Origin of the sequence: Micromonospora sp. CB01531 (genome assembly GCF_001905095.1) — a bacterium.
Lineage (GTDB): Bacteria > Actinomycetota > Actinomycetes > Mycobacteriales > Micromonosporaceae > Micromonospora.
This window is the reverse complement of sequence record NZ_LWLS01000101.1, coordinates 37,578-48,465: the sequence shown is the minus strand read 5'-3', so window position 1 is coordinate 48,465 and position 10,888 is coordinate 37,578. Positions and strand designations below refer to the sequence as shown.

Sequence of the window (10,888 nt, the reverse complement as noted above, 5' to 3'; positions counted from 1 at the left end):
TACACCCCACTTCACGGATTTCCCAACGGAGTCTTTCAGGGCCGGGAGGATGTCAACGTGTTGCGGACATGTTCACCCGATCGGGTCTACAGTGGGTTTGAGCTGCTCCTTCATGATCTGTTGAGCACCTACCCCGTCGCCCTCCTCGCTCCCATTGACTCTGTGGAGGCCGCCGCATGACCGAGTTCACGGTGTGGGCGCCCGAAGCCGCCCGGGTTCGGCTGCGCCTGCCCGGCGTCGCCGACCGCGACATGCGTCCCGGGCCGGACGGCTGGTGGCGGGTCGAGGTGCCCGGCGCCGGACCAGGCACCGACTACGCGTTCCTGCTCGACGACGACGAGCGGGCTCTGCCCGACCCCCGGTCGGCCTGGCAGCCGGCGGGCGTGCACGGTCCGAGCCGCCGCTACGACCACGCGGCATTCCGCTGGACCGACCAGAGCTGGACCGGCCGGCAGCTGCCCGGCAGCGTCCTGTACGAGCTGCACGTCGGCACCTTCACCCCGGAGGGCACCTTCGACGCCGCCATCGGCCACCTCGACCACCTGGTCGACCTCGGCGTCGACCTGGTCGAGCTGCTGCCGGTCAACGCCTTCAGCGGCGAGCACAGCTGGGGCTACGACGGGGTCTGCTGGTATGCCCCGCACCAGCCGTACGGCGGGCCGGACGGGCTCAAGCGGCTGGTCGACGCCGCGCACGCCAGGGGGCTGGGGGTGATCCTCGACGTCGTCTACAACCATTTCGGGCCCTCCGGGGCCTACGCGCCGATGTTCGCGCCGTACCTCGCCGAGCAGCGCAACCCGTGGGGCCGCACGGTCAACCTGGACGGGCCGCACTCCGACGGGGTACGCCGCTACATCGTCGACAGCGTGCTGATGTGGCTGCGCGACTACCACGTCGACGGGCTGCGGTTGGACGCCGTGCACGCCATGCCGGACTCGCGGGGCACCCACCTCCTGGAGGAGCTGGCGGTCGAGGTCGAGTCACTCTCCACCCACCTGGGCCGCCCGCTGTCGCTGATCGCCGAGTCCGACCGCAACGACCCGAAGCTGATCACCCCGCGGGAGGCCGGCGGCTACGGCCTGCACGCCCAGTGGAACGACGACGCCCACCACGCCCTGCACAGCCTGCTCACCGGCGAGCGGCAGGGCTGCTACGGCGACTTCGGCTCGCTGGAGTGCCTGACCGACGTGCTGACCGGGGCGTTCTTCCACGCCGGCACCTGGTCCAGCTTCCGCAACCGCAGTCACGGGCGGCCGGTGGACCGGCAGCGCACGCCCGGCCACCGGTTCGTGGCGTATCTGCAGAACCACGACCAGATCGGCAACCGGGCCACCGGTGACCGGATCTCCCAGACGCTCTCCGCCGGTCTGCTGCGCGTCGGCGCCACCCTGTTGATGACCGCGCCGTTCACCCCGATGCTGTTCATGGGGGAGGAGTGGGCGGCCACCAGCCCGTGGCAGTTCTTCACCAGCCATCCCGAGCCGGCACTGGCCGCCGCGGTGGCGGCCGACCGGCGGCGGGAGTTCGCCGCGCACGGCTGGCCGGCGGGGGAGGTGCCCGATCCGCAGGCCTTCGTCCGGTCCCGGCTGGACTGGGCCGAGCTGGACAAGCCCGAGCACCGGGAGATGTACGACTTCCACCGGCGGCTGATCGCGTTGCGCAAGAGCCGACCCGACCTGTCCGACCCGCGGCTGAACCGGGTCGAGGTGCGGCACGGCGACCAGTTCCTGCTGATGCGCCGGGGCGAGTGCCTGGTGGTGGCGAACCTGGCCGGCAAGCCGCAGCGGATCAACCTGCCGGGTGTGGTGCGCCGGGTGCTCCTCGCCACGGAGAGCGGGGTCACCGTGATGCGGGACGGGATCGAGCTGCCGCCGGAGTCGGCGGCGATCGTCGCCCTCTGACAGTGCGGCTCAGGGAATCGGCCACTCGTGGACGGGCCGGTTGCTGTGCATCAGGTCCACGTAGTGGCGGACCACCTCGCGCAGCGCCTCCGGCCGGTCCAGGTGGTCGGTGGACTCCAGCCGGTGCAGCGTCTCCACCTGCCAGGTGGCGCCGTTGCGGCCGGTCAGGCAGCGCTGCTCGATGATGCCGAGCAGCCGGTCCCGCTCGCCCGGGTCGAGCCCCCACCGGTCCAGCCCGTGGTGGGCCAGCGGCAGCAACCGGCGCAGCACCAGCTCGGTGACCGGCAGGTAGCCGAGCCCGGGCCAGTACACCTGGGCGTCGATGCCGTGCCGGGCGCAGGTGGCGAAGTTCTCCTCGGCGGCGCTGAACGACATCTGCGACCACAACGGCCGGTCCGACTCGGCGAGCGCCCGGACCAGGCCGAAGTAGAACGCGCCGTTGGCGATGGTGTCCAGCACGGTCGGGCCGGCGGGCAGCACCCGGTTCTCCACTCGCAGGTGCGGGCGCCCCTTGAGCACGTCGTAGACCGGGCGGTTCCAGCGGTAGATGGTGCCGTTGTGCAACCGCAGCTCGGCCAGGCCGGGCACGTCGCCGCTGGCCAGGGCCTCGGCCGGGTCCTCCGGGTCGCAGACCGGCAGCAGCGCCGGGAAGTAGCGGACGTTCTCCTCGAACAGGTCGAAAACGCTGGTGATCCAGCGTTCGCCGAACCAGACCCGCGGGCGTACCCCCTGGGCCTTGATCTCTTCCGCGCGGGTGTCGGTGGCCTGTTGGAACAGCGGGACCCGGGTCTCCCGCCACAACTCCCGGCCGAAGAGCAGCGGCGAGTTGGCGCCGAGGGCGACCTGGACGCCGGCGATCGCCTGGGCGGCGTTCCAGTGGTCGGCGAACTGGGCCGGGCTGACCTGGAGGTGGAACTGGGTGCTGGTGCAGGCGGCCTCCGGGGTGATGGTGTCCGCGGTGACCACCAGCCGCTCCACCCCGCTGATCGAGATCCGCAGGTCCTCGCCGCGGGCGGCGAAGATCTGCTCGTTGAGCAGCGTGTAGCGGGGATTTGTCGAGAGGGTGGCGGCGGTCAGGTGTTCCGGGCGCAGGGTCGGCAGGATGCCGATCATCACCATGTGCGCCCCGACCGTGCGGGCCTTCTCCTCGGCCGCGTTGAGGCTGGCCCGGACGTTCTCCTCGAACTGTGCGGTGCCGGTGCCGCCGAGCCGGCGCGGCGGCACGTTGATCTCCACGTTGAACTGGCCCAGCTCGGTCTGGAAGGCCGGGTCGGCGACCGCGTCGAGCACGTCCGCGTTGCGCATCGTCGGCTGCGAGTCGTCGTCGACCAGGTTGAGCTCGATCTCCAGCCCGGTCATCGGCCGCTCCACGTCGAAGCGGGACTCGCGCAGCATCTCGGCGAAGACGTCCAGGCAGCGCCGTACCTTCTCCCGGTAGCGGGCCCGATCCTCGCGGCTGAAGGTGCGTACGCCGACGTCCTCGCCCATGGTCACCACCCTGTCACCGTTGGTCCCCCTAACCTCGCACGCCACGGCGGGATCGGGAAAGACCCGAAGGACTCCTTACTACCCACGCATGGCCCCGGTGATCCCCGTCGCGTCGTGTCCGTGACCGCCCGGTCCCGACGCTTCGGCCGGTTAGCATGGCGCCGACGGATCGGGGGACTGCGGATGCACGAGAAGACGACCAGGCTGCTCGTGGCGGCGGCGATCGCCGAGGCGTGCTCCTGGGCGGGGCTGCTGGCCGGCATGGCGGTCAAGTACGGCCCGCCGCGCAACGAGCTCGGCGTGCAGGTGTTCGGCCCGATCCACGGCGCGCTCTTCGTGGTGTACGGGCTCCTCGTCCTCGTGGTGGCCCGGCAGCGCCGCTGGTCGCTGTGGCACACCGCCGTCGCCCTGGCCTGCGCGGTGCCCCCGTTCGCCACCGTGCTGTTCGAGCGGTGGGCCCGCCGGCGCGGCCTGCTGGGCGCGCCCGCGCCGGTCGACCGTCCGCTCACCCCGGTGGGCTGACCGCCGCCCCGGCAGGGGCGGGGGCGGAACCTCAGGTGAGCACCGAGCAGGCGGTGACGCCCAGCGCCAGCAGCGCGCCGAGTGCCGCCTGGAGCAGCAGCGGCGGGCCGAGGTGGGACCAGACCGTGGCGGTACGCGGGGTCAGCAGCTGCCCGGTGGTCAGGTTGACGATCCGCTCGATCCGCGGCGGCAGGTCGTCGTCGCGCTGCGGCCGCAGGGTGAGCTGCAGGTGGTCGCCGGGGTGCAGCGCGCTCTGCGGCAGGTGACCGTGCAGCTCCACCTCCAGCAGCCGGTTCGCGGCGTCGCGCAGCCGGACCGGGGTGACCAGGAACTCCGGCCCCTTCTTCAGCTCCTTGAACCGGCGCCGGGCACCGCCGCCGCCGGCGCTGAGCAGCGCCCGCGCCATCCGCACCGGCAGCCCCACCACACTTGCCGCGGTCAGCACCGCGAGGAGCACGGGCTGCCCCACCCGCACCTCGCGCGCATAGCCCTCCATGAGCCGGACCAGCCGGCCGTTGACGATCCGCTCCGTCGGGTGGACGGCGCGCCGGATGTGGAGGTCAGTGTCCATGGTCACCACCGAGTGTCCGGTTCAGTTCACTCATGGTATCGACCTCGTAGGTTGAAAGACGTGAATGAAAGCCGGTCACGGGCGCCGGCCCGGCCAGGTGACATCCCCGGTGGTGCGGGTATGCGTGCGGCCGAGCTGGAAAGGGGTCGAGCATGCAGCTGTCCTTCCTGCGCCCGCTCTACGACCGCCCTGGGCCGTGGTGTTCGGTGTACCTGGACGCCTCCCGGGACACCCACGACTCCCGTCCCGCGGTCGACCTGCGCTGGCGCTCCCTGAAGGGGAGCCTGCTGGAGCAGGGCGCCGACCAGGTGACCGTCGACGCGGTCGAGGAGGTGGTCCGCCGGCACGATCCGATGCCCGGCGACTACGGCGTGGCCATCTTCGCCACCCGCGGCCGGGTGGTGCTCACGGAATACCTCTCCGCGCCGCCGCTGCGGGACCTGGCCAGCTGGTCCGCCCTGCCGCACACCATGCCGCTGGTCGCCCAGCGCGGCGAGCAGATCGCCTGGGTGCGGGTGCTGGCCGACCGGATCGGGGCGGACGCGATCGCGGTCAGCGCGGGCGGGGTGCCGCGGAAGTCGCACGTCGTCGGGCGGGAGAGCTACCAGCTACGCCAGGTCAGTCCCGGCGGTTGGTCCCAGTCCCGCTACCAGCGCGCCGCCATGGAAGCCTGGCACCACAACGCGGGCGACGCCGCCGCGGCCACCGCCGACCTGGCCGACCGGGTGGGCGCGGACGTGGTGGTGGTGGCCGGCGATGTCCGGGCCACCGGGATGATCGCCGCCCAGCTCCCAGAGCGCTGGCAGGACGTGCTGGTCCGCACCGACGCCGGCTCCCGCGCCCGGGGTGCCGACCCCATGCTCATGGACGACGTCACCGTGCAGACCATCGCCGAGGTCGCCGACCAGCGGATCAGCGCCGCGCTGGACAGGTTCGGCACCCAGGAGGACGTCGGGGCCGGGCTGGCCGCGGTGGTTTCCGCCCTGCAACGCAACCAGGTCGACACCATGCTGATCGTGGACGACCCGTCCGCCACCGGTGAGCTGTGGGTGGGCCCCGAGCCGACCGAGATCGCCACCGATCCACAGCAGTTGGCGGCCATGTCGGTGGCCGATCCGCAGCGGGTCCGCGCCGACGCCGCGCTGCTGCGCGCGCTGGTCGGCACCGACGCCGACCTGACGGTGCTCGCGCCAGAGGAGGCGCCCGAACTCACCGACGGGGTGGGGGCGGTGCTCCGATACGTCGACGCGAGCACGCCCGGCCGGGGCAACGCCTGACCCTACGGGACGCCGCCACAACATCGGGGAAGTTGCTGCCTTCGCGCGCCGCGAGGCAGCAACTTCCCCGTTCCTGTGCGGATCTTGGGCGGACTCGACGCGCCTGGGGCCGGTGCGCGGCAAGCGCGGTGCCGCCGGACACCCGAGGATTGGTCCGGCCCGTGGGGGGATGCCCCGTTTAGACCCCATCGGGACGGGAAGCCGGGCCGCGTGGTGAGCGAACGAGGCAAGGTGGGGCCGGTGCGGAAGGGGCCCGTGGGGTCGACGACCGACGGCAGCGGCCTGAGCGGCGACCGGATCGTGGCGGCGGGCAGCACCGCGCGGGTGCTGGTGGCCGCGACGGCCCGGGCGCTGCGCGGCGACGACTGCGCCGACCTCGGCCACCCCACTCCGTTCTCCCGCTTCGCCGGCGCCCCCGAGCCGGTGCGCCGGGCCGCCGCCGCCCGCGCCGCAGGCCGGGTCGCGCTGGCCCCGGCGCAGGTCGCCGGGGTGGACGCGGAGCGGGTGGCCGGCTGGATCGTCGACCAGTACCCGGCCGGCCGCTGGCCGGGCGTGGTGCTCGGCTCCCCGCACGGCGCCGCGGTGCATCTCGCGGTGGCCCTCGGCGTGCCCTGGCTGCCCGCCGGCTTCGAGTTGACCGTGCACTGGACCCGCGGGGCGGTGGACCGGCCCGGGGCCGCGCTCGACCACGGCGCCGCCCTCGCCGGCCGGCTGCTCGCCACGAATCGGGACGTGCACGTCCGCCAGGTGCACTGCCCGGCCAGCCGGGGCGCGTCGGCCGGCGCCACGGTCGTCCTCGCGGTGCGCTGGCGCGCCCTGCCCGGGGCGTACGCCCGGTTCCTGGCCGACCGGCTGGAGCCCGCCGCGCCGGTGCTGCTGCTGCACGACGCGCGTACCTGGCCGGTGCTCGACGAGGGGGCCGGGCACAGCTTCCAGGTCGGCTCCCCGGCCAGCGGCCTCGATCCGGTCGACTTCCACCCGGACGCGCACGCGCTGCGCCAGGTGCTCCGCTCCGCCGGCGGGGACAGCGCGCACTGGGCGCCGCCGGACGTCTCCTGCCCGGCGGCGTACGCGGAGAACGGTGTGGAGTCCGGTTTCGAGCACAACGCCCGGGAGTGGACCGGCCGGCACGGGCATCCGCTGCACCGGGTGCTCGTCCCGCAGCCGGACGCGCTGAGCGCCGCCACCGCGGACCTGTACCGGCGCTGGCTGCGCCGGGCCGGCAAGACCGGCGACCGGCTCGTGGTCGAGTGCGGCCGGCTGCTCGACCCGTGGCAGGTGGTGCGGGCCGGGCTGGTGCCGTACTGGTGCGAGAACGCGACCCGGCGCCGGGTGCAGGGGGCGGAGTGGTGGCTCGCCGGCAGCGAGCCGTTCAGCTCGGTGGACGTGCTGCCGGAGCCGCCCGGAGTGCGGTCGCCCGCCCTGGCCGGCCTGCCGCAGTGGCTCGCCGTGGCCGGCTTCGGGCGCCGGCGCCGGGCGCTGGACCGGGCTTCGGCCCGCGGCTACCCGGTCACCTCCGTGCCGACCCGGCGGGCCACCGAGGTGTTGCGCAACCAGCCGTACGACCTGCCGACCCCGCCGCCGCTGCGGATGGCCGAGGCCCTCGCGGCGCTCCGGGACGCGGGCGCCCACCAGGGACTGCTCGTCTCCTGACCGAACCCCGGCGAAACATCCTCACGATCCCGCGGTCCGTGATTGAGTAACCACGGAGCGGGAACACCGCTCGCTGCGAGACGGCCCACGACGCCGTGCGGCGAGCTGCCGCCGCTCCTGGCGTTCCGTCACCTAACCCATTTCCGGCCCGGTGCGTGGCCCGACCACGCGCACGACCGGTCTTCCCAATCCGGGCGGGGGACCTTCCTGAGGGAGGCGCGGATGTTCGGACAGACCACCACACCCACCACACCACCACCCACCGAGCGGGGCCTGGAGGACCTCGACGCGGCGGCCCTGGCGTACGCGGCCCGGATCGAGGGGCTCCCGCCGGAGCGGCGGCAGGAGGCGCGGGACGATCTCGTCCGGTTCGCGCTGCCGTTCGCCGGCCGGCTGGCCCGCCGTTACCGGGGCCGCGGGGAACCGCTGGAGGACCTGGAGCAGGTGGCCCGCCTCGGCCTGGTCAACGCCGTCGACCGGTACGACCCGGAACGGGGTTCCTTCACCGCGTACGCGGCCATCACCATCGTCGGGGAGATCAAACGGCACTTCCGGGACCGCACCTGGGGCGTGCACGTGCCCCGCCGGCTGCGCGACCTGATCCTGGAAGTGGGGCAGGCGACCGCGGCGCTGACCAGCGAGCTGTCCCGGGCTCCGACCGTGGCCGAACTGGCCCAACGGCTGGAGACGCCCGAGGAGGAGATCCTCGCCGCGCTGGAGTCGGCCGCCGGCTACAGCCCCGCCTCGCTCAACGCGCCGGTCGGCGGGGAGAGTTCCGCCGAGTTCGGCGATCTGGTCGGCGAGTCGGACAACGCGCTGGAATCGGTCGACGACCGGGTCACCGTCAGCGGCCTGCTGCACCGGCTGCCCTGGCGGGAGCGGCGGATCCTCGCCATGCGCTTCTACGGCAACCAGACCCAGGCGGAGATCGCGGCCCGGTTCGGCATCTCCCAGATGCACGTCTCCCGGCTGCTCTCCCGGGCGCTGACCTGGCTGCGACAGGCGATGCTCGCCGACGCCCCGCCCCCGTGGCAGAACGGCGCGAACGAGTCCGAGCCGGCGAAGGCGAAGATCTCGGTCAGGCAGAACGGGGACCGGGTGGTCGTCGAGGTCGGCGGCGAGGTCGACCGGGACGGCGCGGACCAGCTCCGCAAGGCGATGTTGGAGGCGGTGACCGGGCAGCCCCGGGAGGTGGTGGTCGACCTGGTCGGTGCGGGCGGCTTCGACGCCGGCGGCATCGCCGCTCTGATGGCCGGCCGGGACGCGGCGGCCCGGACCGGGGTGCCGCTGCGGCTGACCCGGGTCCAGCCCGCGGTACGCCGGTCACTCGCCGCGGCCGGCCTGCCGGCCGCCGACTGACCCCGTGCGCCCGAGAAGGGCCGGCGCCCCGTAGCGCCGGCCCTCTCGCGTGACTCCGGATCAGTACTCCGAGGTGTCCCCACGCCCGCGCGGGTGGCGCCACTCCTCGTTCTCCACCGGTGTCCGCTCCGCGCCCAGGATGGTTTCCTCAGGCTCGTCGGTCTCCTCGAAGCTGGGCCGGAGGATCTCCTCCGGCTCCGGCACGTCGACCGGCCGGGCGCCTGACTGCGGCGCGGGATGGTAGGCGACCGCCTCCCGGGCGCCGTGCGCGCCCTCGGCGGCCGGCGCCTCGGGGACGTGTCGCTCGCGGTGCAACTCCTCGGCGAGGTGCTGCGGCGGCTTGGTGGTGCGCTGCGGCAGGTCGCTGCCGAGGCTGGCGACCAGGCGGCCGTACTTGAGGTCGAAGGCGGGCCGCTCGGAACGGATCCGGGGCATCCGGTCGAAGTTGCGCAGCGGGGGCGGGCAGGTGGTGGCCCACTCCAGCGAGTTGCCGTAGCCCCAGGGGTCGTCGACGGTGACCTGCGCGCCGTACCGCCAGGACTTCCAGACGTTGTAGATGAAGAACAGCGTGGAGGCGCCGAGGACAAACGACCCGATGCTGGAGATGGTGTTCAGGGTGGTGAAGCCGTCGCTGGGCAGGTAGTCGGCGTAGCGCCGGGGCATGCCCTCGTTGCCCAGCCAGTGCTGGACCAGGAAGGTGGTGTGGAAGCCGACGAACATGGTCCAGAAGTGGGCCTTGCCGAGCGTCTCGTCGAGCAGCCGACCGGTCATCTTCGGGAACCAGAAGTAGACCCCGCCGAAGGCGGCGAAGACGATGGTGCCGAAGAGCACGTAGTGGAAGTGCGCCACCACGAAGTAGGAGTCCGTCAGGTGAAAGTCCACCGGCGGGCTGGCCAGCAGCACCCCGGTCAACCCGCCGAAGAGGAAGGTGACCAGGAAGCCGACGGCGAACAGCATCGGCGTCTCGAAGGTGAGCTGTCCCTTCCACATGGTGCCGATCCAGTTGAAGAACTTCACCCCGGTCGGCACCGCGATGAGATAGCTGAGCACGCTGAAGAACGGCAGCAGCACCTGCCCGGTGCCGAACATGTGGTGTGCCCACACGCTCATCGACAGCACGGTGATCGCGATGGTGGCGAGGACCAGACCGGTGTAGCCGAAGATCGGCTTGCGGGCGAAGACCGGAATGATCTCGGTGATGATGCCGAAGAACGGCAGCGCCACGATGTAGACCTCGGGGTGCCCGAAGAACCAGAACAGGTGCTGCCAGAGCATCGGCCCGCCGGTGGTCGGGTCGTACACGTGCGAGTGCAGGAGCCGGTCCGAGCCGAGCGCGAGGAGCGCGGCGGCCAGCAGCGGGAACACCAGGATCACCAGCACGCTGGTGAGCAGCAGGTTCCAGGTGAAGATCGGCATCCGGAACATGGTCATGCCCGGGGCGCGCAGGGTCACGATGGTGGTGATCATGTTGACCGCGCCGAGGATGGTGCCGAGCCCGGAGATGACCAGGCCGACGATCCACATGTTGCCCCCGACTCCGGGGCTGTGCTGGGCCTCGCTCAGCGGCGTGTACGCGAACCAGCCGAAGTCGGCGGCGCCGCCGGGCGTGGCGAAGGAGCCGACCACGATCGAGCCGCCGAACAGGTACAGCCAGTACGCGAGCGCGTTCAGCCGGGGGAACGACACGTCCGGCGCGCCGATCTGGAGCGGGACGATGTAGTTGCCGAACGCGAACACCAGCGGGGTGGCGAAGAGCAGCAGCATGATCGTGCCGTGCATGGTGAACGACTGGTTGTACTGCTCGGGCGAGAGGAACTGCAGCCCCGGTCGGGCCAGTTCGGCGCGCAACAGCAGCGCCAGCACCCCGCCGATCAGGAAGAAGATGAACGACGTCGCCAGGTACAGCAGCCCGATAACCTTGGCGTCGGTGGTGCGCAGCAGCCGCCAGAGCGAGTTGCCCTTGACCACCTCCCGGACGGGCCCGGGATACCCCCCGAAGTGGGCCGGCGCGAGGATCGCGGGCCCTCGGTCCCTGGCCGGTTCCGTGACTACCCGCTTGGGCATCGCTCTCACCCCGTCGATGACAGAACGGACGGGCAGGCATACCCGCCCGATAC

Annotated in this window: 8 protein-coding genes; 5 read left to right on the top strand and 3 right to left on the bottom strand. The window is 72.6% G+C overall.

The window, feature by feature from the left end:
* Window positions 1-176 precede the first annotated feature (176 nt).
* Window positions 177-1,901: a malto-oligosyltrehalose trehalohydrolase gene (gene treZ / locus A6A27_RS30980; RefSeq protein ID WP_073838185.1), complete on the top strand. Its 1,725-nt coding sequence runs from the start codon at window positions 177-179 to the stop codon at window positions 1,899-1,901.
* 9 nt (window positions 1,902-1,910) lie between these two features.
* Here the strand turns inward: treZ and A6A27_RS30975 are convergent, their stop codons facing one another.
* Window positions 1,911-3,389, bottom strand: coding sequence for a glutamate--cysteine ligase (locus tag A6A27_RS30975; protein WP_073838191.1), 1,479 nt, complete (start codon window positions 3,387-3,389; stop codon window positions 1,911-1,913).
* 183 nt (window positions 3,390-3,572) lie between these two features.
* Here A6A27_RS30975 and A6A27_RS30970 point away from each other — a divergent pair, with 183 nt between their 5' ends.
* A complete protein-coding gene (locus A6A27_RS30970) occupies window positions 3,573-3,911 on the top strand; it encodes a DUF3817 domain-containing protein (protein ID WP_073838184.1) in 339 nt (112 codons plus the stop codon).
* Between the two features lie 31 nt (window positions 3,912-3,942).
* Here the strand turns inward: A6A27_RS30970 and A6A27_RS30965 are convergent, their stop codons facing one another.
* Complete coding sequence (locus tag A6A27_RS30965; RefSeq protein WP_198940519.1) at window positions 3,943-4,491, bottom strand: hypothetical protein; 549 nt, start codon at window positions 4,489-4,491, stop codon at window positions 3,943-3,945.
* Between the two features lie 143 nt (window positions 4,492-4,634).
* Between A6A27_RS30965 and A6A27_RS30960 the strand changes: the two genes are divergently transcribed.
* The 3 genes from A6A27_RS30960 (at window position 4,635) to A6A27_RS30950 (ending at window position 8,771) form a co-directional block, all read left to right on the top strand.
* Window positions 4,635-5,759 carry a baeRF2 domain-containing protein gene (locus tag A6A27_RS30960; protein WP_073838183.1) on the top strand — a complete coding sequence of 375 codons (1,125 nt, stop codon included), beginning with the start codon at window positions 4,635-4,637 and terminating at the stop codon, window positions 5,757-5,759.
* Between the two features lie 240 nt (window positions 5,760-5,999).
* Entirely contained in the window at window positions 6,000-7,412 is a 1,413-nt protein-coding gene (locus A6A27_RS30955; protein ID WP_241825529.1) for a hypothetical protein, read from the top strand.
* Window positions 7,413-7,634: 222 nt separating this feature from the next.
* Window positions 7,635-8,771: a SigB/SigF/SigG family RNA polymerase sigma factor gene (locus tag A6A27_RS30950; RefSeq protein ID WP_073838182.1), complete on the top strand. Its 1,137-nt coding sequence runs from the start codon at window positions 7,635-7,637 to the stop codon at window positions 8,769-8,771.
* A gap of 60 nt (window positions 8,772-8,831) precedes the next feature.
* Here A6A27_RS30950 and ctaD read toward each other — a convergent pair whose 3' ends face one another.
* The gene (gene ctaD, locus A6A27_RS30945; RefSeq protein WP_073838181.1) at window positions 8,832-10,835 is read right to left on the bottom strand and encodes an aa3-type cytochrome oxidase subunit I; all 2,004 of its coding nucleotides are present in this window, start codon (window positions 10,833-10,835) and stop codon (window positions 8,832-8,834) included.
* Between the last annotated feature and the right edge of the window lie 53 nt (window positions 10,836-10,888).